Origin of the sequence: Spirulina sp. CCNP1310, assembly GCF_034932185.1 — a bacterium.
Lineage (GTDB): Bacteria > Cyanobacteriota > Cyanobacteriia > Cyanobacteriales > Spirulinaceae > Spirulina.
Genome location: NZ_JAYGHW010000066.1, coordinates 1 through 25,590 on the forward strand (window position 1 = coordinate 1; position 25,590 = coordinate 25,590).

Here is a 25,590-nt window from a genome sequence, read left to right on the forward strand (position 1 = left end):
CTGCCCCCCTGACCCTTGTCCCCCCGACAACCCCCCCACCTGACACCCAGCCCGTTTCCCGCACAAAATCCACAATCACCACCCCCAACGCTCCCTTCTGGCTCCGGGCGTTACTGGTGATTCAGCGTGGCTCCTCGATCCTCACCTTTTGCCTCGCCACTGCGGTGTTAATGGTCTACGGCTCAACGGTCTATATTCAACAGGCTTGGAGCGAAGAGTTTCGCCAATTGGAACAACTCCAGCGGGAAAAACGGGAACTGACCACCGCCGATGAGTTGATGAAAAACCAATTGGCCCAACGGGCAGCGGCTCCAGAAAATGGTTTGGTTGCGCCTAGCCCCGCCAATACGATCTTTTTACCCAGAGCAACAACCCAATCGGTGCAATCCTCAACGCCCATCACCCCACTCCTGGAGGTTCGCCCGGATGCCCCCTTGGGATACTAAAACAACGCCCCGACCCTATCGCCTTCAGGTTCAGCGTTTAAGTTTGGTGTGGGCGATCCTCATCCTCAGTTTATGCGGGTTGGGGTTTAACCTTTACTCGTTACAGATTCGCCGTGCGCCAGCGCTGTTGGAACAGGCGCGGAACCAACAGATGATCTATATGCGCCCCTATATTCCCCGCCGAGCAATTGTGGATCGGGCGGGGAATTTGTTGGCGACGGATCGCCTGATCTTCACCCTCTATGCTCACCCCAATCAATTTAAAATTAGCCGTGAGGATGTGGCCGATCGCCTTGCTGCCCCCCTCACCCAAAATGCGCAACAACTGCTCACCCGTTTAAATGAACGGGAAAGCGGGATTTCTGTAGCGGCCAATCTTTCTGAGGAGGTGGCGGATCAAATTCGGGCTTTGCGATTAGATGGTTTAGAGTTGGTGCGGCAATATTCCCGCCTTTATCCCCAGCAGGAATTGGTGTCTGATGTGGTGGGTTATGTGGATTTGGATCATAAGGGTCAAGCGGGGTTGGAATATACCCAGGAGAAAGCCCTAGAGCGGGATGTGCGGACATTGCAAATGAGCCGGGCGGGGAATGGGGCGCTGATGCCGGACTATCTCCCTGATGGTTTATTGGGTTTTGATGATCAGCGCTTGCAATTGACCATTGATATGCGCCTGCAACGGGTGGCGCGATCGCTCCTCAAGCAACAGGTGGAGGCCTATAAGGCCAAACGGGGGGCGGTGATTGTGATGGATGTGAACGATGGGTCTTTGTTGGCTTTGGCCTGTGAACCCACCTTTGACCCCAATCAATATTCACGGTTTGATCTCAAGCTGTTTAAAAATTGGGCGGTGACGGATCTCTATGAGCCGGGGTCAACGTTTAAGCCGATTAATGTGGCGATCGCCCTCGAAGCCGGAGTGATTACCGGGGATGAAACCTTCTACGATGCTGGACGGATTAAGCTGGAAACCTGGGAAATTAGCAACCATGATTATAAAGATGTGGGGGGCCGGGGTGATCTCACCATTGGTGAAATTCTCAGCTTTTCCAGCAATGTGGCCATGGTGGAATTGGTGAAGCGGATGAACCCGCAACAGTACCATGAAGCACTCCAAAATTTGGATCTGACAAAACCCCTAACCATTGAGTTGCCGGGGTCTGCCGCTGGACAATTAAAGCCGGTGAGCAGTTTTCAAGCTTCCCCCGCTGAGGTGGCAACGACGGCCTTTGGCCAAGGGTTTTCCCTCACGCCGTTGAAATTGGCCCAACTCCATGGGGCGATCGCCAACGGTGGTTTGTTAGTCACCCCCCATCTGGTTCGGGGTTTGGTGGATGAAAATAATAGGTTAACCTGGGAACCCGAGGATCGCCCGGTGAAACGGGTCTTTTCCCCGGAAACGACGGAAATTGTCCGGCGCAAGATGGGGGAAGTGGTTGATGCGCCGGGGGGCGATGTGGTGCGGATTCCGGGCTATCAAATGGGGGGCAAATCAGGAACCTCCCAAAAGGCTAGCCCCACGGGGGGCTATTACGATGATCTCAAAATTGTCAGTTTCGTTGCGACCTTACCCCTCGAAAGCCCCCAATATCTCGTGTTAGTGGTGATCGATGAACCGAAAGGAAAGGATCTCTTTGGCTCTACGGTGGCGGCTCCCTTGGTGAAGTCGGTTACGGAGGCGTTGATTGCGATCGAGGGATTGCCTCCGGCTGTGCCGTAGAGTAGGGGCGAAAAATTTTTCGCCCTGCTGGGGATGGTTCGCCCTGCTGGGGATGGATTGATCCTCACAAATTTTTTAATCCCGTTCATCGTCGGTGTCATCGGGGGTGGGGTTGTCCATTTCTTCCTTAAAGCCCCGGAGGGTTTTCCCTAAAGCTCCCCCCAATTCGGGGATTTTTTTCGGGCCAAAGATGAGAATGCCGACGATCGCAATGATGGCCACTTCTGGCCAACCAAGTCCAAACATAATTTTAAATCCTTTGTAACATTCTGTGGGTTGTTGCCGTGGGCGGCGGCCCCCTCAGTATATGCTGAAATTTATCTTCCCCTAAATCCAATCTTTGGTTATGACTGCGATCGCCCATCCCCCCCAACTGGCCAGCGAACTCCATCCCCTCATTGAGCGGTTGGCCAACTGTATCCTGACGGTGTGGCATGAACAGCTTGACCTCTCCCCCTATCCTCTCCCGGAGGATTTGGGCTATGTGGAGGGTAAACTCGAAGGGGAACGGCTGCGGATCGAAAACCGCTGTTATCAAACCCCCCAATTCCGCAAGCTCCATCTCGAATTGGCCAAGGTGGGGAAAAACCTTGATATTCTCCATTGTGTGATGTTCCCTAATTTGGATTACGCCTTACCGATGTTTGGCTGTGATTTGGTAGGGGGCCGGGGGCAAATTAGCGCGGCGATTGTGGATTTATCCCCAACGAGGGGCGATCGCCAACTCCCCCCCGATTACCAAACCGCCCTTAGCGCCCTCCCCGCCCCGCAATTTTCCCAAGTGCGCGAACTCCCGGCCTGGGGAGATATTTTTTCCGAATTTTGCCTGTTTATCCGCCCCGATGGCCCTGAAGAGGAAACCGCCTTTATTGAGCGCATTGAGCAGTTTTTAACGATCCATTGCCAGGGGGCGACAGCGGCCCAACCCCTCCCCCCAGAGCAAATCGCCACCAACTGGGCCGGCCAATCCCACTACTGCACCCAACAGCGACAAAACGACAAAACCCGCCGCGTCTTAGAAAAAGCCTTTGGCGATGATTGGGCCGAATTTTATATGAACACCGTCCTTTTCGACCTCCCTCCCTGCCCCTAAGCCCACCATGCTCACCCAAACCCACCTCCACCAACAACTCCTCAAAGTTCACACCCAAGGCAAAACCCTCCACAACATCACCCCCCAAATAGAAACCGTTGTCAAAGAATCCGGGATTCAAACCGGCCTCTGTGTCGTCTTTATCCGTCACACCTCCGCCAGTTTGATCATCCAAGAAAACGCCGATCCCGCCGTCCTGCGAGATCTTAATACCTTCTTTAATAAACTCGTCCCCGAAGATGGCCGCAGCTACAGCCACGCCGACGAAGGCCCCGACGATATGCCCTCCCATATCCGTTCCACCCTCACCCGCACCAGTGAGCAAATCCCCATCACCCAAGGCCGTTTAGTCCTGGGAACCTGGCAAGGGATCTTCCTTTGGGAACACCGTCAACGCAGCTATGAGCGGCAGATCGTCATCCACATCAGCGGCCATTAGTCTCCTCCCCTCAGCCCCCTCAACCGCAATTTTGCCCGCTCTGGCCCTCGAACCGTCTAGACTGCCCAAGGTTTGGATTAGACTGGTGCTATTGTCGATGCATCCGTGGTGATTCATCGTCGAGTTCAGTTTTCCCCGACGGAGGCTAAAGTCGATGGACTCCCTACGAACTGAAGAGTCCCCACGCCTTTAGGCCGGGGAATGTCAACAATCAGCAGCGATCGAAACGACTATGGCGGCGGGTTTAAAACCATCCACACTCAGCCTTCTGAAACGCTTCAACCAAGCTTTTCCCCAATTCTATGAACAGTTTGTCAGTAGCGAAATTCAACTGCAAAACCTGCGTCTGGCCTATCGGCTCTATCGTACTAAGTTGGCGATTATCGAAGTCCGGCCCGAAGGCTCAAAGAGTGCCGTCCATTTTGCCTACCGCAATCAGTCCTTTCTCCTCAGTGATATCTTTGGGGTTCTCGCCGCCTATGGTTTAACGATCCACAGCTTGAACCTCTACGGCCAGATCAAGCCCCCCATGCTCGTTTTTATCAAGCTAGTGGTGTCCCGGGGCAATAAGGTCTTGCCCGAAAAAACCGCTGAAAACGTCTGTCGCGCCATCCGCGAAGCCCTCGCCGGTCGGTTTGAGGTGGAGGAAATGCTCGCCGTAGAATTCAACCTTGATGCCGGTTTAGAGCAGGTCGAAACAGAATTTTATGTCGATCCCGTATTCCACCTCCCCGCCCTCCTCATCGAAGCCGACAACCAACCCGGCCTGTTTTACAAAGTCATGTACGCCATTTGGCAAGAGGATTTACTGGTGGTCAATGCCAATCTTCTCGTGTGGCGGGGTAGAACCCGGTTGATTCTCTACCTTTTGGGGCCCAATGAAAGTTTAATCCCAGAGTACCTGGGGCAAAAAATTGCCGAAAGTGTCCGTCAACGCCTATTAGGGGAATAGTTTGGCGATGGATGGGTGGGGGCGAAAAATTTTTGTGCCTCCGGCAGGCTTACGCCAACGCCCCTACATTGCGCCCTGAGATACATCCGCTGAGTTCTAGACTCAAAAGACCGGTTCGGGCTAGGATAAGAGCTATGGAAACCATTGAGCTTTTCGGGGTTACTCACACCTACGAACTGACCCCACCTTCCCCTGATGCTGACCGGCCAGTGCTGATTTTTATCCATGGCTGGCTCCTGAGTCGCCAATATTGGCGGCCCTTAGTTGAGCGTTTAGCGCCTGAATATCAATGTTTATGCTATGACCTCCGGGGGTTTGGCGATTCGAGCGCAGTCAAGACCGATCAACCCCCAGAACAAGCACGGCCCTATCACCTCGCGGCCTATGCTCAAGATCTCGTCGCCCTTTTAGCCCAACTCCAGATTCATCAAGCTTGGTTGATTGGCCATTCCCTGGGGGGAAGTATTGCCCTCTGGGCCGCAGAACTCGCGCCCTCCAAAATCCAAGGCGTGATCTGCCTCAACTCCGGTGGCGGTATCTTTCTCAAGGAAGAGTTTGAACGCTTCCGCCGGGCCGGTTGCCAAATTGTTAATAGTCGGCAGCCTTGGCTGGCCTATATCCCCGGCTTAGATTGGCTGTTTACCCGTGCGATGGTGGCTCGCCCTTTAAGCCGGAATTGGGGACGGCAACGTTTAGATGATTTTTTAAAAGCGGATCGAGAAGCAGCCCTCGGCGCATTGCTGGAAACCACCACAGAACCAGAAGTCCATCACCTGCCCCAATTGGTAGCCCGCTTGAGCCAACCTGTGTTTTTCCTGGCGGGCCAACAGGATCGGGTGATGGAATTGCAGTATGTGCGCCACCTGGCTAGCTTTCACCCTGGCTTTCAGCAGCGGGATAATGTGATTGAACTTGCCGATTGTGGTCATTTGTCGATGGTGGAGCAAACCAGCTTGGTCGAAGCTCACATTCGTGATTTGGTGGCTGACGCTTGTTCTCGGAGTTCTCCGTCGATTGCCGCAGATTGGTGCATCGATCCCCAACCCAGTTCACCGTAGGATCGATCTGCCCTGAAAGAAAAGGAATCGGTGATGAAGGGGGTAAGATTATGGCACAATGGCCCCCAAACTTGTTTGATCACGTTCGGTCAACCCGCCAAGAGGGGGCGCAAATACCACAGGTCTTTGATCTAGACTGGAGGGGAGGGATATCGTTGATCACTCCCCCTTGATGATCTGAATCATGGATAAAGTCCATCAGGGATTGGTCTAGAATCGTTATCCTTGGACTCACAGAAGAAACCATGCTCAACATACTGAACCGCTTGGGAGAAATCACCTATGCTACACCGCAAGATTTATCAATTGTGTGCAGACGGTCGAGAAGTCAGTATTTTCTTGCGGGATCAGCAGCGATGGATTGAACCAGCTCGGATTGTCGATATTGAAGGGGATCTTGTCACGATTCGTTATGAAACGGATGAGGATGAGGAGGTTAGCTCCTGGGAGGAGATGGTGCGTTTGGAGAGTATTGGGGCGATTTCCCAAAAGTTAGCCTCTGTGCCACGGGGCTATACGGAAATTCTCGTCTCGGATGATTGTCACGAAGCAGAACAAATTTACCCTAATTCTGGGGAAGGACACGATAAAAGCTCTAGTTAAGCGGATCGGGGTGAGTCATAAGGGATGGTGAAAACTGCATTAATTACCGGAATTACCGGCCAAGATGGTTCCTATCTGGCGGAGCATCTCCTCACCCAGGGTTATCGGATTTTTGGCTTGGTGCGGCGATCGAGTTCGAGCAATTTGCAGCGGATTAGCCATTTATTGGGCAATGTGGAGATTTTACCGGGGGATTTACTGGATCAGCCTTCTCTAATGGATGCGATCGCCCAAGCCCAACCCGATGAAATCTACAATCTAGCTTCTCAAAGTTATGTGCCTCTCTCCTGGACACAGCCTTCGTTAACGGCGGAATATACGGGTTTAGGGGTGGCGCGGCTATTGGATTCGATTCGTCGCTGTAAGCCCGATGCCCATTTTTACCAAGCCTCCAGTAGTGAGGTGTTTGGGCAACCCAGCGAGTCCCCGCAAACGGAGGACACCGCCTTTCGCCCCCGTAACCCCTACGGGACGGCGAAAACCTACGGCCATTGGCTCACGGTGAACTATCGCCAACATTACGGCCTCTATGCCTGTTGTGGGATTACCTACACCCATGAATCCCCTCGGCGGGGGGCGGAGTTTGTGTTTCGTAAAATTACCCAAGGGGCTGCCAAAATTAAGCTGGGTTTAGCTCAGGAACTCAAGCTGGGGAACCTCGATGCGCGGCGGGATTGGTGCTATGCGCCGGATGCGGTGCAGGCGATGTGGTTGATGATGCAGCAGCCGGAGCCGGATGATTACATTATCGGCAGTGGCGAAACCCATTCGGTGCGGGAGTTGGTGGCCTGTGCCTTTGGGGTGGTGGGGTTAGATTGGCAGGATTATGTGACGGTGGATCCGGAGTTTTACCGCCCCGATGAGGCGGTGCAGTTGGTGGGCTGTATTGATAAGATTCGCAGGAAACTTCAGTGGGAACCGCAACATTCTTTTGAGAAGATGGTGGAGGTGATGGTGCGTCATGATTTGGAGTTGTTGGGGGGTGGGGAGTAGGGAACGGGTAACGGGGAAGGCTCAAATATTGCCAGAACTGCGTAGGGGCGTTGGCGTAAGCCTGCCGGAGGCACAAAAATTTTTTGCCCCTGTTCGCTTCTTTTTTGTGGCTGATCGGTTCAAGCCAACCAGCGGGCGCGGTAGTGGCGGGCATCGATGTGGCAAAGGTGGGGAAAACGACGATAACGGGCGAGGCCGCCGGGCCACCAGGGATCGAGGAACCAATAAAGTTGGTTGCCGGTGAGGCCTTCGCAAACAAAATCGATCGCATCCCCGATTAGGTGACGGCTATCGGGGAGGCCGCCAACGGCTTGGTTGATGTGGGGGGGGCGATACCAACTGGTAATGAGGAGGGGGCGTTGGAGGCGATCGCTCACCTGTTGTGCCAAGATCGCAATGCGAAGGATGGCCTCAACGGTGGCCTGATCCGGGGGCATCAGCGTTCCGCCTTGGGTGGCTTGGGCCCAGGTTAATTGCCCTTGGGGGAGGATTGTTGCACTCAATTGCAGATTCTCCGGTGTCCATTGTTCCGGCCGTTGGGGGAGGATCAGTGTTGCCATTTCCGCCGTGGGGGGATGTTGCTCCATGGCCTTGAGGTCGGCGGTAAGGGAGGCAAGGGTTTGCTCACGGGTTTTTAGCCCGTGCCATAATTGCATGAGGCGAATTAAGGCCTCCCGTTGTTGGTGGGTTTCGCGGTAGGTGTGGGGAATGCGGCGGATAAATGTGAGCAATTCGCGGTCGAGTTCGGTGGCGATCGCCCCTAGTTTTTCCGGATCACTGCTGGCAACACTGAGGCGTTCCGGGTTAATCCCTAGGGCGGCGATCGCCGTTTGTCGAGAATTCAACTGTCGCCAAATGCGAAACCCCTCGGTGAGGGCATTGCGTTGGGCCCCCGTCCCGCCATAGTTGAGGGGAATTTGCTGCACCCAATGGAGCAGCGCCCCATCAAACAGATGTAAATCCGGATCGGGGCGGCTAGAAACGGCTAAGGACTTAATCACCGCCTCCCGACTGGGCAACTGTCGCCAGGATTGAATCAACCGCAACAGCGCTTCCCGTTGGTGGGGAAAGCCCTTGTATTGCCCTGGGATCCGCTGAAGGAACTGCTTCAGAGCAATATCTAGATCCTCCGTTGCCAACTGTTGGGCCGATTTTTGGGTTTCCCGGGCCAAGGATTCCATCGCGGCCCCAGCACTATCCAATCTGCGCCAAACCCGCACCACCTCCAATAAGCCTCGTCGTTGGTGGGATAGCCCTAAATAATATTCGGGAATTTTTTCAATAAACGTCAGGAGTTGTTGATCCAGGGCCATCTGATCTGGCCCCATGCCGATCATTTCCAACTCTTGGCGATAGGCCGCCTGTAATGCTCTGCCATCACAGGGGGCTAACTCCCCCACATTGGTTTCTTCTACCGCCGGGATATACCCCGCCGCCACAATGGCCAAAAAGCGATCGCTATAGGCTCCCGTCCCCAGATCCCAGAGATCACTCCCCTGCCAACCTTGGGTAATGAGGCGATCGCTCAGGGCGCGGATCGTATTCGCGGCATACTGTACCTGGAGGGGAAAACTTTCTAAACATTTTGCGGGCTGGCTAATCCCTAAACCCATTTCTCCGGTAGCGAGCAGGGGCGATCGCTGCACCTGAGCCAAGGCAGCAAGAACCGAAGCATGAATCCCTGCCCGTTCCGCCTCCAACCCATAATAATAGCCGCCTTGATTTACTGTCCCCATATCCTCGCCAACCCTAAAATGTTCAAGATGCCATCAGCCACTCCCAAGCCTTGACCCAAATAGCTCAAGCCCTCCCAATCATACTGCCAGAGATTTAGTCTCGCTGAACAGCCTGAAAAATTCCTTTAGGGCTGATTCCGCACAAAACCCCCCGCTAACCCCCTTGCCGGATCCCGCAATTGAATATTGTCATGGGTCAACTCGTGGGTACAGGGTAAAGGTGCAGCCCAACAAAGGCCGATCTCAGGGCTAGGCCGCCAATAATCTACATCCTGAGCACGAGCCGCCTCAAAATTAGCTGTTGGATAAGTCTCCTCCAAGGCAGGAGGAAGCAACGGCCGCCAAATCCATGGATAAACAGAGCGAGTCACTCTATAGTCTTGTAAGGGAACGATCAAACAAATTCCCCATAAAATTGCAAAAAACAAGCTGAATCGAGGCTTATTTTCTTTAAAAATAAGCAAGGTAAGTCCACTGAAAACGATTGTAATCAGCATGATTAGCTCTAGGGACAAGGAAAACCCCCACCACAAACTAGCCCCGCCGGAGCAAATCAAAACCGCCAGCCATTTCATTTTTGCCTGTTCACGACAACGGCAAGCTAGGTATAAAGCGGGTAAGATACAACTATATCCTGCACCAAACCTCCAAGTTGGTACAGAGTAAACAACGTAGATTATACCCAAAAGGGTTAAAAATAAAAAATAGCTCTTGCCTTTGACATTCATTTGTTGGGGTTGAACAAGAGCAATCACCATTACGGCAATAGAACAAATAATCAAAAATACAAAAGGAGTTTCAATTCCAAGCCAAGGCAAAATCCATTCACCCCATCGAGGATTTTCAGGGATTGCCTCAGGAAAATACCATTGATTCCATTTTTGAATGAACTCAAGATACTGTGCCGCTTGCTGTTTGCCCACTGACCAAGGTAAGTCGAAACAAGCTACAGATGATGGGTAAAGGGGGCAACCTGATACAACTACATTTAAAATGAATAACGGTAGCAACCCAATAAAAGACAAAGTGCTAATTTTAAAAAAGCTCAAAACTTTATTTTTTACTGTGCTCAGATATAAAAAAATTGTAACAAATAGGAATGGCAATGCTGTTAGTTTTAGAACTACAATAAAAGCAGAAAATATTACCGCAATAAGTGCAATTCTACTTGGATTATGAACAACTTTGCTTTTTGCTTTTAAAATCAACCAAGGTATAATAACGCTCATGATTAGAATTGGCTGATCCGGAGATACTGACATGGCAATAGTCAACTTAATGGAACTGGGTAATAATAACAAAAAAGCAAAACTTGCAAACCAATCGGTTAATTCATCTCGTTGATGAATGATGCGCTTGATATGTAAGCAGGCTTGTCCAAACCCTAATAAATAGGCAAACCCTCCCAAACTAGAACTAATCCGCGTTGTAAAAATACCGGCATTGAGGGGTGCAATTAAGGCAAACCAAGGGGAATTAGTGGCAAAACGATTATGGATTAAAGCCAATCCCGGAACGGTTCCATATTGACTAAACCAACTGATCGCTTGGTAGTGGTAAAGCCCCGTATCTGACCAATAAACAGTTTGGGAACAAAGCCATGATAGCGCGAGGCTAAATCCTAGGAGGGTGAGGAGTAACCAGGGAGATTGGCGGGCGATCGCCTTCCATAACAATCTAGCTTGATCACGGCATTGTTTTGAAATGAGGGCAGGGGTAATGCCGATCAACGTCGTGAGCAAACCCACGATGGGCGTGAGGGGTACAAAAAAGGAGACAATGAACAAAACCCAAGCCAGGCTTAAAATCCCTAACCACAGAGAAATGATGGTGCGATCGCCCAAAGGCAGGTCATTTTCAAGATCAAAACGATTTAAAATCGTAATGCCCATGAGCCAAGCGATACAGCTAAAGCAAAACCAAGTCAAAAGTAGAAATAGCAAATCAATATCCTCTTAAAACGTAGATATTATTACTGAGATTGGATCGGAACTTTGATGAAACCCGCCCCAATTCCACGGTCTGGATCACGCAATTGAATATTCTGGTCACTGAGGGCATAGGTACAAGGCAAAGGAGCCGCCCAACATAACTCAGTGCCATCCGTGGGGACAAAATAGGTTACATCATTAGTCTGAAGGGCTTTGAATTTGTGGGGTGCATAGGTTTCTTGGAGGCTGGGGGGAAAAATGGGATAAATTTTTACATTAATGCGATTATGTGCGTAGGTCAGGAGGTAGTGGCGACTAATGATTAAAAAAGAAAGAATACTTAAAATTGTAAAAAACTGTGGCTCGGTAATTTTTGGATAAAAATAAATGCCAATAATGCTTAAAAATGTTAAGCAAAAGATCAAAATAAATGAAGGTGATGAAAATTCTAGCCAAGCATTAGCTGCCCCGGAAATGAGTAACACCGATAATATGCGCTTGCGTGAATGATGATAACAGTATTCTGCCATTAAAAATGCGGGTAGTAAGCAAGCATAGCCTAAACCAAATCGCCAAGTTGGCGCAGAGGTTAGCACATAAATCAGTCCCAATGTTGCCATGATCATGACGTACTGCTTACCTTTGATAGCAATTTTAGGATGATAAATTAAGAGTAACCAAATGGTGATCACAGAGCAGAAAATTAAAAATGTGAATTGTTTTTCGGCATGAATCCAAGGCTGAACCCAGCCCAAAGTTTCGCCTGTGGGTGTTGCGCCAATCCACCGATTCCATTCTTTAATCTCTTGATAGGATTTTTGAACTTTAGTGAGACTCAACGACCAGGGTAAGTCAAAACAAAACAGGGAGGATGGAAAAAGCATACATCCAGAGGTAAAAATATTAAATGCAAATAGGGGAGAAATGCAGATCAATGCCAAAAATCCCCCCTGAATTGCAGGCTTAAGAATTAATTTAAAATATTGATTAATTTGATGGATTTTGTTTTGAGAAAATTTGATAATAAAGCTTGTATTGGATTGAGTGAAAACATAAAAGCAAAATGTTAATACCACTAGGGGTAAAGCACTTAATTTAATCGTCGTTCCCGTTGCAGTTAAAATTAGCGGAATCAGGATTGATTGATCTTGAGATAAGTTTCTCTCTTTTAAGATGATCAACATTACCCATGCTGTGATCACAGTCACAAAGATAATGGGTTGATCGGGAGAAATCGAAAAAGGGAGTGAAGACCAAAATAAGGTGGGAATGATCAAGAACATTGCCAATCCTAAAAACCAATCGGTAAATTGTTCCGTTTTATGTAGAATTCGATGCAAAATGATTGCGGTTTGAAACAAGCCGATTAAAAAGATCAATCCCCCTAGGCAAGCGGTGATTTTTGCGCTCAAAATGCCAAAATTGAGGGGGGCAGCGAGGGCAAACCAAGCAGAATTGGTGCTAAAGCGTTCATGAATGAGGGCTAAACCGGGAACTGTGCCATACTGGCGAAACCATTCGATCGCCTGGTAATGGTAGAGGCCGGTATCAAACCAGATGATCCCTTGGGCGGAGAAGAAGGCGGTGGCAAGGGTTAAGCCTAAACCGGCAACTTGCCAAGGCCAAGGTAGGGAGATGAGGGTTTTAATGAGGGTAAGACTTTCCTGGCGGGTTTGGGTTTGACTGAGGGCGATCGCCATTAACCCCCCCCCAACAGCTAAACCCACCCAGGGACTCAGGGGTAAAACCAGAGAGATGGTAAATAAGGCCCAAGCTAAGGTAAATAAGCCTAACCAGAGGGCAATGAACAGGCGATCGCCCTGACGCAGGATGCAATCTGCCCGCAAGATGTGCAATAGACCGAGGCCAATGGTGAACGTGATGACGGACAGCAACAGCCACAACAGGATTAAAACTAACATAAAGACAATGGGGGGAGAGATAGCATCTTAGATGATTAGGAAATCATCCTGTTTCCATGGGTTGGCATCGATTTTGGCAGTCAACAAAGGGCAATGATGAAAGGATTATAGGCGATTGTCGAGGATTGTTTCCCAATAGCGAATACAGGCAATAATTAACGCCATGTAACAGGGAATGGCAAAGGCAACTTCTACGGGTGTATTGAAAAATGGTGTGGTAAAGCCGGTAAATTTATCGACGGCACTTTCGCCATAGATGCGAAATCCTGCGGACATTAACTGGGCTTCAATGGGAAAGGCGATCGCCCCCGTCACCCCTAAGGCAATCATAAACCGCAGGACGATGGGCCAATGGAGGAAAAAGCGATCCACCACCACCGCCGCAATACCGATGACCGCCACCCAGAGGCCCGTGAGTAGGAAGCTAATATCAAAAAACAGATAAGACCAGGAGGGCAGATTGCGATTCTCTACCATTGGATGGATCATCACTTCAAAGAGGAACACCGCTAAAAAAGCAATACCAATGCTGCGGAGCCATTGCCGTTTTTTGCTCGGGATTAGGGGTTCATCATCGAGGACAAAGCTCCAATATTTATAGAAGCTGATCACTAAGCCGGTGAAAACGGGGGTGTAGTACAGGACATCTAGTAAGGGAACACCGGCAACGAAAATGTTAGTTAATGTGGCCAAGACTTCGGGGGCATAGCTGCGAATGCCGAGGTTAACGACGAGGATTTCTAAGAATGTCACCACAATGGTTAAAACCCCTAAATAAATGGGGAATCGCTGCCATTCTTTCCATTGTGGCAAGAGTTGATCGGTGATTGTCACCACGGTTAAAATGATCGCTGTCCAGCCAATGGTGAGAATCCAACTAACATCGTGGTAAAGGTATGCCCAGACCCCTAGCCGTTCATTGAGCCACATGGGGGAGGTGAAGAGTTCAAAGATTAAAACCCCTAGGGCTAAAATTAAGAAGCGGGGAATGATTTTAGTTTTAATTTTGCTGAGAAACAATGTGGCAAGGCCTGCTCCAACCAGCGTCACGATTTCAAAAATAATAATCGGGAGGGTTGGTGTTTTTTCAAAGCTACAGTGAGCAAGGAAGAGCAAGTTAATCATTGAGCCTCCAACCAGAGTTAGTTTAAGAGTCCTTGAAATACACCCAAGCCATCGACGGAACCCAGCATGGCATCGGCGGCTCGCTCCGGGTGGGGCATCATGCCTAAGACGTTGCCCTGACGGTTGGTGATGCCGGCGATGTTCCCGAGGGAGCCGTTGGGGTTGTGGGTTTCATCGACAAGGCCATCGGGATCGCAGTAACGGAAGAGGATTTGGCTATGGTCTTCGAGGCTTTTGAGGGTGTCGGGGTCGGCATGGTAGCGGCCTTCGCCGTGGGCAATGGGGAGGGTGATGATGGGTTGCGCGTAGGTCTTAGTCCAGGGGGAGCGGGGGTTTTCGAGTTTAAGGGGGGTGCGATCGCAAATAAAATGGAGATCGCGATTGCGGGTTAAGGCTCCGGGGAGTAGCCCCACTTCGGTAAGGATTTGGAAGCCATTGCACACGCCTAAGACCCATTTGCCTTGGGCGGCATGGTCAAGTACCGCTTGCATGATTGGGGAAAAGCGGGCGATCGCCCCACAGCGAAGATAGTCCCCATAACTAAACCCCCCCGGCACAATCACCACATCCACATCCCCCAAATCGGTTTCCTGATGCCAGATGAAGCGGGTGGGTTGCCCTAAAAGGTCGCGGGTCACATAGGCGATATCGCGATCGCAATTAGACCCTGGAAAGACCAAAACGCCAAAGTTCGTCATGCTGTTGCCAATTCCGTCAGTTCAAAGCAATAGTTTTCAATCACGGGGTTAGCCAAGAGGCGATCGCACATCTGATCCAGTTGGGTTTTAGCCTCCCCTGGATCCGTTGCTGTTAATTGCACTTCAATATATTTGCCAATCCGCACCGATTCCACCCCGTCATAGCCCAATTGGTGCAGCCCGGAACAGACCGCTACCCCCGCTGGATCGAGGACAGAGGAGCGGAGGGTGACATAAATACGGGCATGAAAATGAGCCATCGCAATCCCTTAGAAACAGCACGGTTCTATTCTATACGCCTAAGGGCGGTTTCTCTTGAAGTAGGGAGTGGGAAGTGGGGAGTAGGGAGTGGGAAAAAAATCTCAATTTCCCTCTCTCCTCTCTTCTCTATCCTCTTTTCTCGCCATGGGATGCTCCCAAAAGCGATTCTGATCCCTTGGAGTACGCCAAACAGTTAAGCTAAAGGGGAGCAACTGAGCCAGCCCTTGCTGTCCCCCCCCCATGAAGACCCGCACCCGTTCCCAAGCTACAATCCTCAATCTCCTCAAAACGCTGCAACGCGCTATTTCTGCCCAAGACCTCTATTTAGAACTGCGCAATAATCAGCAAAACATGGGGTTAGCAACCGTGTACCGTGCTCTCGAAGCCCTGAAGCTGGATGGTTTGGTGACGGTGCGCACCCTCACCAGTGGCGAATCTCTCTATAGTCCTGTCCAACAGGATCAACATCACCTCACCTGTTTAAACTGTGGGGCTTCGATTCCCATCCCCCAATGTCCTGTCCATGAATTGGAGCATCAACTGGAGCGATCGCACCAATTTAAGGTCTATTATCATACGCTTGAATTCTTTGGCCTCTGCCAACAATGCCAATATGAGGAAAGAGGATAGAGAAAAGAGGGCTTATCCCTTCTCATTCCCCACTTCCCACTCCCTACTCCCCATTTCCCACCCCTATGCTTTCCCCCCGTCCCCGTCCCATTGAACCCCAACCCGGCCAAGAATCTGTCTGGCATTATCCCCGGCCGGCCATTGTCCAACCCAGTGCCAAACGGATTCAGGTGATCTGCAATGGTGTGGAGATTGCCGATAGTTCTCGCACCCATCGGGTTTTAGAAACCAGCCATCCCCCGGCCTATTACATTCCTATTGCTGATATTCAGATGGATTATTTCACCCCCACGGATCAGCAATCCTTTTGTGAATGGAAGGGTTGGGCGCGGTACTACACAATTACAGTGAGGGATCAGGTGTTGGTGAATGCGGCTTGGCAATATCCGGAGCCGACCCCGAATTTTGCCGTGATTGCAGAGGCGATCGCCCTTTACCCCGGCCGGATGGAGGCCTGTTATGTGGATGGGGAACGGGTACAGGCCCAAGCCGGGGATTTCTACGGAGGGTGGATCACCGCCGATATCGTCGGCCCCTTCAAAGGCGGTGCGGGAACCTGGGGCTGGTAATGGGTTAAGCCTTGGCCTGAGGCTGGACTTCGCTGGCGACTTCGTAAAAGCAGGTTTCCGGCGGGCCAGCGAAGAGATGGCCCATTTCTTTAATCAGGGCCTCATGGAGGTCGTTGCGGTTAGCATCCATGTCTTCAAGGTTATCCCAAAAAATGACGGCAATCCCTTCATCTGTCCCCGGCTTTTGCAGCAGGTAAGCCCCCTCAAACCCTTCGCTATAGGTGGAAACGGCCTTAACAAACAATTGTTCGGCTTCATTGAATCGGCCGGGCTTAAAGGCTCCAATGGCGACGTAGGCATATTTATGTTTGAGGAAATCTAAAAATTCGGACATCTTCGCGCCTCCTTAGGCTGTGGCTATGGTTCTACCTTGCCATGATCCCTGAAGGGGGGGGATTTTGCGGGGATTTTTTTAACAAAGAGGATGAAAAATATTCAAACGATATGCAAATGATCATCAAATGATACTCACGGATACTCAAAACCCCAAAACCAAACCCCCTAAAAAAATCGTGGAGACTGTTGGGGGGCTTAGGTTTGGGGGATGCCGGGAGGCGGATTTGAACCGCCGACACGAGGATTTTCAGTCCTCTGCTCTACCGACTGAGCTATCCTGGCTTGCTCTTGGCTCATTCCTAGGGAAAAATTCAAGCGCAGTTACTAACTTAGCAAGTTTTCTGCAATTGTGCAAGGGTTTTGGAGAAAATTGTAAAAATCCCTTAGGGTGACTCCCAGTGGGAGGTTGTGGAGGTTCAGGGTTGTAGGGATTAGCATGGAGGGATTCCTCTCCATCACTCCGTTTATGGTTATTGCTGCCCATACCCCCAACCCTAATGATCCTGAGCAAAAATGGCATCCCCTCCAGGCTCACCTCACGAAAGTTGCCCACAAAGCCGCTGCCTTTGCTGCTGTTATGGGCGGGGAGCGTTGCGGCTATTATGCCGGTCTCTGGCATGATCTAGGCAAATACCATCCGGCTTTTCAAGCCTATTTGCAAGCTTGCCATGGGGGCGATCGCACCCAATCCGTACCCCACGCCATCCACGGAGCCAAGTTAGCTGCTAAACAGTTTCAACCCCTTGCCCTCTTAATCTATGGCCACCATAGCGGTTTACCTGCTTTTGATACCCTCAAGGTAAAACTAACAGGGCGAAATCCTGAGCAAACAGAAACAGCTTATCAAACCGTGATCGAACAGGCAAAAGCGGCTGGTATTGACCTCAAAGCTTCTCCGATGCTCCGTCAAGAGATGGCTGCCCATCAGCATAATTCTTTGCAGTGTGAATTGTTCCTCCGATTGCTTTTTTCTTGCCTGATTGATGCAGATCATTTAGACACAGAGGAGCATTTCAACCCAGAAAAAGCAGCACAACGAAAAATTTCTCTTCCCTTGCAATCAGTTGATTCCAATGATGTAGCAAGAGAAGAAAATCTCCTTACACTCCCCCAATTCAAAGCTGAGTTAGAACGTGAACAAAAACTCTTTGAACAAAACCTCTTACTGAATACTGTGCCGAATACGCTTGTTAATCAAGTCCGGCACGAGGTTTATCAATTTTGCTGCGCCCAAGCCTTGCACAAGCCGGGCGTGTTTCGTCTTTGCGTACCCACAGGGGGCGGTAAAACCCGCAGTGGTTTGGCTTTTGCGCTAAATCATGCTTGTCAACATGGTCAACGTCGGGTCATTTTTGCAGTTCCTTATACCAGCATTATTGAGCAAACTGTAGACGTTTATCGGAAAATTTTTGCGTCTTTAGGGGAGATGGCAGTGTTAGAGCATCACAGTGCAATTTCTCCAGAAAGTTTAAAGGGTTTAAAGGAGGATTGGCGGGATGATGATGCTCGTTCTGCCTATGCTCAAGCCCGTTTAATTGCCCAAAACTGGGATGCGCCTTTAATTGTGACCACAACGGTGCAATTGTTTGATAGTTTATTTTCCAATCGACCGGGGCGTTGTCGGAAACTGCATAATTTAGTGAACAGTGTGATTGTTTTAGATGAGGTGCAAACATTACCCATTCCTTTGTTGGAGCCGATTTTAGATGTGTTGCGGCAATTGGTGCAGAATTATGGGGTGACTGTGGTGCTTTGTACAGCTACTCAACCCGCCTTTGAAGGGAGTACTCCCTATTTAGCCGGGTTTGAAAAAATTACGGATATTGTGCCACCATTGGAAGCCCAGCGGCATTTTCAAGCCTTACAACGGGTGGATTATATCCGACCTCAAAAGCCTTGGTCTTGGTCAGATTTGAGCGCAGATTTGCAACAACGGTCGGCGGAACAGGCCTTGATTATCGTCAATACCCGCAAGGATGCGTTAGCGGCGTTGGCCGCATTGCAGGCGGCTGAGTTCCCTGCTGAGGGATTATTCCAACTCTCGACGCTGCTGTGTGGTGCGCATCGTTCCCAGATTCTCAAAATGGTGAAGGAGCGTTTAGAGCGGGGTTTACCCTGTTGGTTGGTGTCTACACAGGTAGTGGAGGCGGGGGTGGATCTGGATTTCCCGGTGGTGTATCGGGCGATCGCCCCCCTTGATCGGATTGTCCAAGCGGCGGGGCGGTGCAATCGAGAGGGGAAGCGCGATCGCGGTCAGGTAATTCTTTTTGAACCGCTGGAGGGGGGTAGCCCCCGTGGCCTTTATCAAACGGCCTACGAAGTAGCGAAAAAATACCTCAGTCCGGAGGAAATTGAGCAACTCCATCGCCCTGACATTTTTGTGCGTTATTTCCAAGAACTTTATCAACAGGCGGATCTCTCCCCTGGCCAAGAGATTCAAAAGGAGCGCAAAAAGTTGAATTATCCAGAGGTGGCTAAGTTTTCGCTGATTGAGGATGAGACGATCCCGGTGGTGGTCAACTATGGGGAGAGTGGCAAAATTCTCCAGAAAGTCCGCGCTCAGGGTCGGGTGGGGCGAGAGTTATACAGTCGTTTGCAGTCCTATGTGGTGAATCTCTTCCCTTGGCAATTCAATCAAAGTGAAGAGAGCCGTCAGGAGGTTGTCCCCGGACTGTGGGAATGGCGGGGCGGTTATGATCAGCTTGTGGGGATTGAATGGGAAGGTCAACCCATCCAGCGCGATCCCTATGATCTCATTGTCTAATCGTTACCATTGATCAAGATGGCCTACAGCGATTTTAAGTTTCATCAAGTTTTGCAACAATTCCAACTCACCTTAACCCAAGTCGATCATCTGTTTGCTAAAGTACCCGAAGTAGAAGCCCGTGAGATCCTCACGGTTCTACTTCGGGAAAATACTTCCCTCGCCCTTGATATCAACACGGAAAAAGCCCGGTCTGAAATGATTATTGCCCCCATTTTATAGAAGTGGGGCGACAGATAAATGATCAGATCAGCTTGTTCTCTGAAAGTAAATTTAGCCCTCACATCAAACCCCTTCCAAAGAAGGAAATTAGCTCTGTACCGCATGGATCGAGAAATGGCTATATCCGATCTTTAATACCAAACTTCGTCATCTTTTCTTATTCATCAAGGATTAGCACCGTGAGCAATTCTCCCCCCTTAACGTTGAAAGTCTGTGGTGACTTTGCCTGCTTTACGCGCCCAGAATTTAAGGTTGAACGGATTAGCTATGATGTCCTCACCCCCAGTGCAGCAAGGGGGATTTTGGAAGCGATTTTCTGGAAACCAGAAATGGGCTACCGGATTGAACAGATTCATGTTTTGAGTGAAATTCGCCACTTTTCAATTTGGCGTAATGAGGTGAATAACTGCCAGAGTGAAAGTAGTGCGAAAGGTTGGGCAAAAACGGGGGTTGGAGGCTATTTTGCTGATGGCGATCGCGCCCAACGCCATACCCTAGGGTTGCGGGATGTGAGCTATATCATCGAAGCTCAGATCTATTTAAAATCCCACGCCACCGAAAATATTGCCAAATATCGGGATCAATTTCGTCGTCGGGTACAGCGGGGGCAATGTCATCATCAGCCCTATTTAGGAACCCGTGAATTTAGTGCTTTTTTTGAGCCTCCTAGCGGCACAGAGCAAGCCATTGATCACAGTGATGATCTAGGGTTGATGCTCTACGATGTCGAATTTAACCCCAATCCCAAAGGTTTAATTGAACACCGTCAACAGGACGGAGAAGGTCGGCGGATTATTAAAGCTAATGCCCGGCCCCGCTTTTTCCGCGCCCGTCTGGATCAAGGCATTCTCACTATTCCCCATCATCCCCTTTAAATCATGCTCCTCAAAGCCCTTGCTGATCATGCCCAGCGGATCGACCCCACCCCCGCCATGTATGGCCCCTCCCCAGTGCGTTGGATCATCAGTCTCACCCTCGATGGTCAACTCCGGGGCGATCTCCTCACCCCCTTGGGTGATAAAAAAAATAAACGGGGAGAGCCGAAAATTTTGCCCCATATTAGTCGCAGTTCCGGCATTAGTCCCAAACTTCTCGCGGATACCGGGGAATATGTGCTGGGCATCCCCAAGCCCAAATCAAAACCCGATCGCATTGTTGACTGTCATCAGCAATTTAAAGATCTCGCCCGTCACTGTGCGGAAGTTACCCAGGAACCGACTGTAAAGGCTATTGTCCAGTTTTTAGATCGGTGGAATCCAGAAGGCGATCGCCACCTTCTCCCCCCTGATTTTGACCCCAGTATGGTCATCACGTTTCAAGTTATGACCCCCAGCGGCCCCGTCATTCCTGCCGAAGACAAAGCCCAATTAACCAGCATCCAGCAATTTTGGGCCAACTATACCGGAGGCACAGAGGAAGCGGAAAATCTCGGTTACTGTTTAGTCTCCGGTAATTATGGCCCTGTTGAGCAACGGCTTCCCTTTACGATCAAAGGCGTTCCCGGCGGCCAAGCATCTGGTACTGCTTTAGTTTCCGCAAACTCCAAAGCCTTTGAATCCTATGGCCTAGCCAACTCCCTCACCTCTCCCATTTCCCGCGATGCCGGTGAAGCCTTTGCCAAAGCCCTCAATCACCTCCTCAAAGAGCGCGATTCCCATCTTCGTATCAGCGATAAAGCCGTTTATGCTTGGTGGACAAAAGAAGCCACAGAATTTGATATTGTTAGCTTCTTAGATAAACCCAGTGAAGCCCAAGTTGAAGACCTGATCGCGGGCGTGAAAAAACAGCCCAATGCCGCTGCATTAGAGCAACTGGAACAAGACCGTTTTTATGCCGTTGCCCTGACTGCTAATAATGCCCGTACTGTCGTCCGTAGTTGGCTAAATATCACGCTGGGTGAAGTGCGGGAGAACCTAGGCCGGTGGTTTCGGGCGCAACGGGTGGTGAGTCCGACGGGGGAAGATCCGAAACTTTTTGGTCTTTACGCCCTAGCTGCCTGTGCTTATCGGGATGTTAATAAAGAGATGTTGCCCCGTATGCCCACTGCTTTATTTTGCACGGCTTTACAGGGGAAACCGTTACCCGATGAATTATTAGCCAGTGTTGTGCGGCGAATTCGCGTCGATAAAGACTACAAAGTCACCCATCCCCGCGCTGCATTAATTAAGCTTTACCTCACATTTAACAAGATCATTCCCATGACTAAAACTGAATCGATGGAACAACTTAATCCAAATCCAAATTTTAAAGATCCGCTGGATACAATTCCTTATCACTGCGGCCGTCTGTTAGCGCAATTGGAGCAAATCCAGCGCACTGCTTTAGGGACGAAAATCAACGCTACGCTTGTGGATCGCTATTATGGGGCGATGTCTACTACGCCGGGGAAAGTGATGGGCGTTTTAATTCAAGGGGCGCAGGCTCATTTGAGTAAAATCCGCAAAAATAAGCCGGGAGCGCACCACAATTTACAACTTGATTTGGAGGAAATTTTTAGTCGTATTCAAGATAATTTACCGAGCAGCTTTACCATGCAGGAGCAAAGTATTTTTGCTTTGGGTTATTATCACCAGCGGGCGCAAAATACCGCCAATGCCAAGAGCAAGTCTAACGAGGGTTAGATTTGGAAATTTTACGTCAAATTAATGTCCACTTATTTTCAGGAATGAAGTCAATGCCTAGCTATACTGATCCCAATTGTCGTCACGATTTTGTTTTGTTGTTTGATGTGCTGGATGGTAATCCCAATGGTGATCCTGATGGGGGAAATTTGCCTCGGACGGATGCGGAAACGATGCAGGGTTTGGTGACGGATGTTTGTTTAAAGCGGAAGGTGCGGAACTATGTTGAAGTTTACTGTGATTGTGAAGCAACGGAGGCTGAAAAAGAACGGCTGAAGATTTTTGTTGAGCATCAGGGCGTTCTTAATGAGCAAATTCGTCGGGCTTATGTGGGGTCAGGTTTGCCCGTTAGTGAACCGGTTTCTGATGTCATTAAAGATCCAAAAGTCCTCACAGCTTTAAGAAATTTAAAGGATGAATTACCGAAAGGATTTACTCTTGAAGAAGAAGAGGAAGGGGATAATGTTGTTTCAAGCTTGGCTTATAGTGGGGAGCTTGATGCAGAGGAATTGAAGGCAGCATATAAAGATTTAGAATCCTTGAGTGATAGTGATTGGAAAGCTGCCAAGAAATTTGTTGAAGCTTTGGTGAAAAAATCAGGGAAGCCCGCAAAAACGGGTAAAAATATCGAGACTGCTAAAAATTGGATGTGTGCCAATTTTTACGATGTGCGGATGTTTGGGGCGGTGATGAGTACGGGGTTAAATGCGGGTCAGGTGCGGGGGCCTTTACAGTTAACGTTTGCACGATCTATTGATCCGGTTTTACCTTTGGATTGGTCGATTACGCGGATGGCAGTGACGGATGCTAAGGAAGATCGCGTCAATTTACAAACGATGGGGCGAAAAACGCAGATCCCCTACGGTTTGTATCGTGGGTTTGGGTTTTTTTCACCATTTTTAGCGAAGCAAACGGGGGTGACGGAAGCAGATTTAGCCTTATTTTGGCAGGCTTTGCAAGGGATGTGGGAGTTAGACCGCAGTGCCAGCCGGGGGTTGATGGCGTTGCGGGGTTTGTATATTTTTTCGCACGAAAAACCGTTAGGTAATGCTCCGGCTCACAAATTATTTGATCGGGTTACGGTGCAATCTGCTACCAATACACCTCGCGCTTTTACAGATTATGGGGTTGATGTTAATGAGGAGGATTTGCCGGAGGGGGTGACGTTAACAAAGTTGGTTTAATTGATGCAAAAATAAGGGGCTAAACGCCGTTGCGCCTGGCCTCCGGGTTGGGCGAGGATTGAAACGCCTTAAACGCCTCGTACAGCGCCTCATTGAGCATTGCGCCCGACCTCCGGGTTGGGCGAGGATTGAAACGACTGAGGCGTTTTTCAGATTTTTTAACCAAGGATGTTGCGCCCGACCTCCGGGTTGGGCGAGGATTGAAACAGGATCACATTGACCGACGCACCCGCCGCCAAAGTGTTGCGCCCGACCTCCGGGTTGGGCGAGGATTGAAACCGATGGAGCCGAGACTGCTCAATTTCAGCCACGCGGTTGCGCCCGACCTCCGGGTTGGGCGAGGATTGAAACTCTACCGCTCCCTTTGCCGACTCTACGGCAATTTGTTGCGCCCGACCTCCGGGTTGGGCGAGGATTGAAACAAAAGTACAAAGCCGCAAAGCCGGGCTACAATAGGTTGCGCCCGACCTCCGGGTTGGGCGAGGATTGAAACTGGCGACCCCATGACAACGGCGGCTACCGAATGGTTGCGCCCGACCTCCGGGTTGGGCGAGGATTGAAACACGGAGATTAAGTAGTAATGAGCGTTTACACTGTTGCGCCCGACCTCCGGGTTGGGCGAGGATTGAAACCCGATTAGCCAAAACCGAGAATCTCCCCCGCCGGGTTGCGCCCGACCTCCGGGTTGGGCGAGGATTGAAACAGACGCTCCCCCGCCGTCATTGGTGGCAGACGGGTTGCGCCCGACCTCCGGGTTGGGCGAGGATTGAAACCAAGGGTGTTTAATCCCTGAAATCCTTGAGGCAAGTTGCGCCCGACCTCCGGGTTGGGCGAGGATTGAAACGTCGTCGTAGTGGAGATCCCACTGGACAATCGCCGTTGCGCCCGACCTCCGGGTTGGGCGAGGATTGAAACGCAAGCTAGAGCAGAGCGGGCCAAGGCAGTTAAGGTTGCGCCCGACCTCCGGGTTGGGCGAGGATTGAAACAATTGCCGCTAACCGAGTCGCCGCCGCCTCGCTAAGTTGCGCCCGACCTCCGGGTTGGGCGAGGATTGAAACTCGCGTTGCCCCTCCAACGCCGCAATACTGCCGTTGCGCCCGACCTCCGGGTTGGGCGAGGATTGAAACCCGACTTTGCCCCATGATAGTGAGAGCCGCCGGCGTTGCGCCCGACCTCCGGGTTGGGCGAGGATTGAAACGGCCTGATCGTCGAGGCTTTACATCGGGCCGGATGTTGCGCCCGACCTCCGGGTTGGGCGAGGATTGAAACGCCACATTGACATCCCCACCGGCTCAATTATCGGGGGTTGCGCCCGACCTCCGGGTTGGGCGAGGATTGAAACAGCGAAATCACCCCCGCCAGGGGCGCACATTTACCAAGTTGCGCCCGACCTCCGGGTTGGGCGAGGATTGAAACATGGCCCACGCATCGAGAGCAACCTTAAAACGGTGTTGCGCCCGACCTCCGGGTTGGGCGAGGATTGAAACTGGCGGGTTTACCTCGTTATCGTCCCCGGTCGCCGGTTGCGCCCGACCTCCGGGTTGGGCGAGGATTGAAACCTGCAAGATTGGGAGGGCTTTTTGGCTCAATCCGGTTGCGCCCGACCTCCGGGTTGGGCGAGGATTGAAACAACAAAGCTTACAAAGTTTGCAAGCAGGCTAACGCGGTGTTGCGCCCGACCTCCGGGTTGGGCGAGGATTGAAACTTCGTAAGTCCATTTAACGACCAGGTGGTCGTTTTTGTTGCGCCCGACCTCCGGGTTGGGCGAGGATTGAAACAAAGTTTTATCCGTCCATTCGATGTTGCTCATTTTGTTGCGCCCGACCTCCGGGTTGGGCGAGGATTGAAACCAACGTACTAGCGATGTAATGCAAGAGGGTTTTGGGTTGCGCCCGACCTCCGGGTTGGGCGAGGATTGAAACCAGTGGATTGCACAATTAGATCATTGGATTGAACGTTGCGCCCGACCTCCGGGTTGGGCGAGGATTGAAACGCTTTAGCTAAACCGGCTTGATAAGCCTGCTTATACAGTTGCGCCCGACCTCCGGGTTGGGCGAGGATTGAAACGAGGACACCGAACCAAAGAACAGTAAAAATACTTTTGTTGCGCCCGACCTCCGGGTTGGGCGAGGATTGAAACCGCCCGTTGCCCCCGGTTCTCTGCCGGTGTTTTGGTGGTTGCGCCCGACCTCCGGGTTGGGCGAGGATTGAAACTAGTTTTGGTTGGGGGCGATCGCCCCCTTTATTACGTTGCGCCCGACCTCCGGGTTGGGCGAGGATTGAAACA

Annotated in this window: 23 protein-coding genes, 1 tRNA gene and 1 CRISPR repeat array (1 of these 25 only partly in view); of the genes, 15 read left to right on the forward strand and 9 right to left on the reverse strand. The window is 50.7% G+C overall.

Features of this window, described 5'->3' with window-relative positions; genetic code table 11:
• Both VB712_RS11515 and VB712_RS11520 read left to right on the forward strand, forming a co-directional pair.
• Positions 1–446, forward strand: a 446-nt coding sequence (locus VB712_RS11515; RefSeq protein ID WP_323254783.1) for a hypothetical protein, incomplete at its 5' end; no start/stop codon positions are given.
• Entirely contained in the window at positions 427–2,166 is a 1,740-nt protein-coding gene (locus VB712_RS11520) for a penicillin-binding protein 2 (protein ID WP_323254785.1), read from the forward strand. The genes VB712_RS11515 and VB712_RS11520, both read left to right, overlap by 20 nt.
• Before the next feature lie 75 nt (positions 2,167–2,241).
• On the opposite strand, the gene tatA is transcribed toward VB712_RS11520, so the two are convergent.
• Positions 2,242–2,412 (reverse strand): twin-arginine translocase TatA/TatE family subunit, encoded by a 171-nt coding sequence (gene tatA / locus VB712_RS11525; protein WP_323254787.1) that lies wholly within the window; start codon positions 2,410–2,412, stop codon positions 2,242–2,244.
• 100 nt (positions 2,413–2,512) lie between these two features.
• On the opposite strand from tatA, the gene VB712_RS11530 reads away from it, so the two are divergent.
• The 6 genes from VB712_RS11530 (at position 2,513) to VB712_RS11555 (ending at position 7,304) form a co-directional block, all read left to right on the forward strand.
• Positions 2,513–3,259 (forward strand): phycocyanobilin:ferredoxin oxidoreductase, encoded by a 747-nt coding sequence (locus VB712_RS11530; RefSeq protein WP_323254790.1) that lies wholly within the window; start codon positions 2,513–2,515, stop codon positions 3,257–3,259.
• Positions 3,260–3,266: 7 nt separating this feature from the next.
• Complete coding sequence (locus tag VB712_RS11535; RefSeq protein WP_323254792.1) at positions 3,267–3,698, forward strand: secondary thiamine-phosphate synthase enzyme YjbQ; 432 nt, start codon at positions 3,267–3,269, stop codon at positions 3,696–3,698.
• 232 nt (positions 3,699–3,930) lie between these two features.
• Positions 3,931–4,650 carry a hypothetical protein gene (locus VB712_RS11540; RefSeq protein ID WP_323254794.1) on the forward strand — a complete coding sequence of 240 codons (720 nt, stop codon included), beginning with the start codon at positions 3,931–3,933 and terminating at the stop codon, positions 4,648–4,650.
• Between the two features lie 134 nt (positions 4,651–4,784).
• Complete coding sequence (locus VB712_RS11545; RefSeq protein WP_323254796.1) at positions 4,785–5,708, forward strand: alpha/beta hydrolase; 924 nt, start codon at positions 4,785–4,787, stop codon at positions 5,706–5,708.
• A gap of 282 nt (positions 5,709–5,990) precedes the next feature.
• On the forward strand, positions 5,991–6,311 hold the full coding sequence (locus VB712_RS11550) for a DUF6679 family protein (protein WP_323254798.1): 321 nt from the start codon (positions 5,991–5,993) through the stop codon (positions 6,309–6,311).
• A 24-nt stretch (positions 6,312–6,335) separates the two neighbouring features.
• Entirely contained in the window at positions 6,336–7,304 is a 969-nt protein-coding gene (locus VB712_RS11555; RefSeq protein WP_323254800.1) for a GDP-mannose 4,6-dehydratase, read from the forward strand.
• A gap of 119 nt (positions 7,305–7,423) precedes the next feature.
• Here the strand turns inward: VB712_RS11555 and VB712_RS11560 are convergent, their stop codons facing one another.
• The 6 genes from VB712_RS11560 to purS all read right to left on the reverse strand — a co-directional run bounded on the left by VB712_RS11560 (position 7,424) and on the right by purS (position 14,976).
• Positions 7,424–9,040, reverse strand: coding sequence for a D-Ala-D-Ala carboxypeptidase family metallohydrolase (locus VB712_RS11560; protein ID WP_323254802.1), 1,617 nt, complete (start codon positions 9,038–9,040; stop codon positions 7,424–7,426).
• A gap of 125 nt (positions 9,041–9,165) precedes the next feature.
• Entirely contained in the window at positions 9,166–10,983 is a 1,818-nt protein-coding gene (locus VB712_RS11565) for an LIC_10190 family membrane protein (protein ID WP_416236328.1), read from the reverse strand.
• Between the two features lie 29 nt (positions 10,984–11,012).
• A complete protein-coding gene (locus VB712_RS11570; RefSeq protein WP_323254806.1) occupies positions 11,013–12,893 on the reverse strand; it encodes an LIC_10190 family membrane protein in 1,881 nt (626 codons plus the stop codon).
• 105 nt (positions 12,894–12,998) lie between these two features.
• Complete coding sequence (locus VB712_RS11575) at positions 12,999–14,018, reverse strand: hypothetical protein (protein WP_323254808.1); 1,020 nt, start codon at positions 14,016–14,018, stop codon at positions 12,999–13,001.
• Between the two features lie 17 nt (positions 14,019–14,035).
• Positions 14,036–14,716 carry a phosphoribosylformylglycinamidine synthase subunit PurQ gene (purQ, locus tag VB712_RS11580; protein ID WP_323254810.1) on the reverse strand — a complete coding sequence of 227 codons (681 nt, stop codon included), beginning with the start codon at positions 14,714–14,716 and terminating at the stop codon, positions 14,036–14,038.
• Entirely contained in the window at positions 14,713–14,976 is a 264-nt protein-coding gene (gene purS / locus VB712_RS11585; protein WP_323254812.1) for a phosphoribosylformylglycinamidine synthase subunit PurS, read from the reverse strand. The genes purQ and purS overlap by 4 nt, the downstream gene beginning before the upstream one ends.
• Positions 14,977–15,217: 241 nt before the next feature.
• Between purS and VB712_RS11590 the strand changes: the two genes are divergently transcribed.
• Positions 15,218–15,607 (forward strand): Fur family transcriptional regulator, encoded by a 390-nt coding sequence (locus VB712_RS11590; protein WP_323254814.1) that lies wholly within the window; start codon positions 15,218–15,220, stop codon positions 15,605–15,607.
• A 65-nt stretch (positions 15,608–15,672) separates the two neighbouring features.
• Positions 15,673–16,176 carry a DUF427 domain-containing protein gene (locus VB712_RS11595; protein ID WP_323254816.1) on the forward strand — a complete coding sequence of 168 codons (504 nt, stop codon included), beginning with the start codon at positions 15,673–15,675 and terminating at the stop codon, positions 16,174–16,176.
• Between the two features lie 4 nt (positions 16,177–16,180).
• On the opposite strand, the gene VB712_RS11600 is transcribed toward VB712_RS11595, so the two are convergent.
• Positions 16,181–16,510: an antibiotic biosynthesis monooxygenase gene (locus VB712_RS11600; protein WP_323254818.1), complete on the reverse strand. Its 330-nt coding sequence runs from the start codon at positions 16,508–16,510 to the stop codon at positions 16,181–16,183.
• Positions 16,511–16,721: 211 nt separating this feature from the next.
• Positions 16,722–16,794: transfer RNA gene (locus VB712_RS11605), tRNA-Phe, on the reverse strand.
• Positions 16,795–16,978: 184 nt separating this feature from the next.
• Here VB712_RS11605 and cas3 point away from each other — a divergent pair.
• From cas3 to cas7c, 5 genes are all read left to right on the forward strand, one after another.
• Positions 16,979–19,276, forward strand: coding sequence for a CRISPR-associated helicase Cas3' (gene cas3, locus VB712_RS11610; RefSeq protein WP_323254820.1), 2,298 nt, complete (start codon positions 16,979–16,981; stop codon positions 19,274–19,276).
• A gap of 18 nt (positions 19,277–19,294) precedes the next feature.
• Positions 19,295–19,498, forward strand: coding sequence for a hypothetical protein (locus VB712_RS11615; protein WP_323254822.1), 204 nt, complete (start codon positions 19,295–19,297; stop codon positions 19,496–19,498).
• A 179-nt stretch (positions 19,499–19,677) separates the two neighbouring features.
• Positions 19,678–20,373: a type I-C CRISPR-associated protein Cas5c gene (gene cas5c, locus VB712_RS11620; protein ID WP_323254824.1), complete on the forward strand. Its 696-nt coding sequence runs from the start codon at positions 19,678–19,680 to the stop codon at positions 20,371–20,373.
• A 3-nt stretch (positions 20,374–20,376) separates the two neighbouring features.
• Positions 20,377–22,119: a type I-C CRISPR-associated protein Cas8c/Csd1 gene (cas8c, locus tag VB712_RS11625; protein ID WP_323254826.1), complete on the forward strand. Its 1,743-nt coding sequence runs from the start codon at positions 20,377–20,379 to the stop codon at positions 22,117–22,119.
• A gap of 53 nt (positions 22,120–22,172) precedes the next feature.
• The gene (cas7c, locus tag VB712_RS11630; RefSeq protein ID WP_323254828.1) at positions 22,173–23,303 is read left to right on the forward strand and encodes a type I-C CRISPR-associated protein Cas7/Csd2; all 1,131 of its coding nucleotides are present in this window, start codon (positions 22,173–22,175) and stop codon (positions 23,301–23,303) included.
• A 28-nt stretch (positions 23,304–23,331) separates the two neighbouring features.
• Positions 23,332–25,590: a CRISPR direct-repeat array (repeat unit 37 nt; unit sequence GTTGCGCCCGACCTCCGGGTTGGGCGAGGATTGAAAC); it runs 1,285 nt beyond the window's last position.

What these genes read in the sequence shown, in the direction of transcription:
- VB712_RS11520 (WP_323254785.1), top strand. Translation starts at nt 427, where the DNA reads ATGCCCCCTTGGGATACTAAAACAACGCCCCGACCCTATCGCCTTCAG.
- tatA (WP_323254787.1), bottom strand. Translation starts at nt 2,412, where the DNA reads ATGTTTGGACTTGGTTGGCCAGAAGTGGCCATCATTGCGATCGTCGGC.
- VB712_RS11530 (WP_323254790.1), top strand. Translation starts at nt 2,513, where the DNA reads ATGACTGCGATCGCCCATCCCCCCCAACTGGCCAGCGAACTCCATCCC.
- VB712_RS11535 (WP_323254792.1), top strand. Translation starts at nt 3,267, where the DNA reads ATGCTCACCCAAACCCACCTCCACCAACAACTCCTCAAAGTTCACACC.
- VB712_RS11540 (WP_323254794.1), top strand. Translation starts at nt 3,931, where the DNA reads ATGGCGGCGGGTTTAAAACCATCCACACTCAGCCTTCTGAAACGCTTC.
- VB712_RS11545 (WP_323254796.1), top strand. Translation starts at nt 4,785, where the DNA reads ATGGAAACCATTGAGCTTTTCGGGGTTACTCACACCTACGAACTGACC.
- VB712_RS11550 (WP_323254798.1), top strand. Translation starts at nt 5,991, where the DNA reads ATGCTACACCGCAAGATTTATCAATTGTGTGCAGACGGTCGAGAAGTC.
- VB712_RS11555 (WP_323254800.1), top strand. Translation starts at nt 6,336, where the DNA reads ATGGTGAAAACTGCATTAATTACCGGAATTACCGGCCAAGATGGTTCC.
- VB712_RS11560 (WP_323254802.1), bottom strand. Translation starts at nt 9,040, where the DNA reads ATGGGGACAGTAAATCAAGGCGGCTATTATTATGGGTTGGAGGCGGAA.
- VB712_RS11570 (WP_323254806.1), bottom strand. Translation starts at nt 12,893, where the DNA reads ATGTTAGTTTTAATCCTGTTGTGGCTGTTGCTGTCCGTCATCACGTTC.
- VB712_RS11575 (WP_323254808.1), bottom strand. Translation starts at nt 14,018, where the DNA reads ATGATTAACTTGCTCTTCCTTGCTCACTGTAGCTTTGAAAAAACACCA.
- purQ (WP_323254810.1), bottom strand. Translation starts at nt 14,716, where the DNA reads ATGACGAACTTTGGCGTTTTGGTCTTTCCAGGGTCTAATTGCGATCGC.
- purS (WP_323254812.1), bottom strand. Translation starts at nt 14,976, where the DNA reads ATGGCTCATTTTCATGCCCGTATTTATGTCACCCTCCGCTCCTCTGTC.
- VB712_RS11590 (WP_323254814.1), top strand. Translation starts at nt 15,218, where the DNA reads ATGAAGACCCGCACCCGTTCCCAAGCTACAATCCTCAATCTCCTCAAA.
- VB712_RS11595 (WP_323254816.1), top strand. Translation starts at nt 15,673, where the DNA reads ATGCTTTCCCCCCGTCCCCGTCCCATTGAACCCCAACCCGGCCAAGAA.
- VB712_RS11600 (WP_323254818.1), bottom strand. Translation starts at nt 16,510, where the DNA reads ATGTCCGAATTTTTAGATTTCCTCAAACATAAATATGCCTACGTCGCC.
- cas3 (WP_323254820.1), top strand. Translation starts at nt 16,979, where the DNA reads ATGGTTATTGCTGCCCATACCCCCAACCCTAATGATCCTGAGCAAAAA.
- VB712_RS11615 (WP_323254822.1), top strand. Translation starts at nt 19,295, where the DNA reads ATGGCCTACAGCGATTTTAAGTTTCATCAAGTTTTGCAACAATTCCAA.
- cas8c (WP_323254826.1), top strand. Translation starts at nt 20,377, where the DNA reads ATGCTCCTCAAAGCCCTTGCTGATCATGCCCAGCGGATCGACCCCACC.
- cas7c (WP_323254828.1), top strand. Translation starts at nt 22,173, where the DNA reads ATGCCTAGCTATACTGATCCCAATTGTCGTCACGATTTTGTTTTGTTG.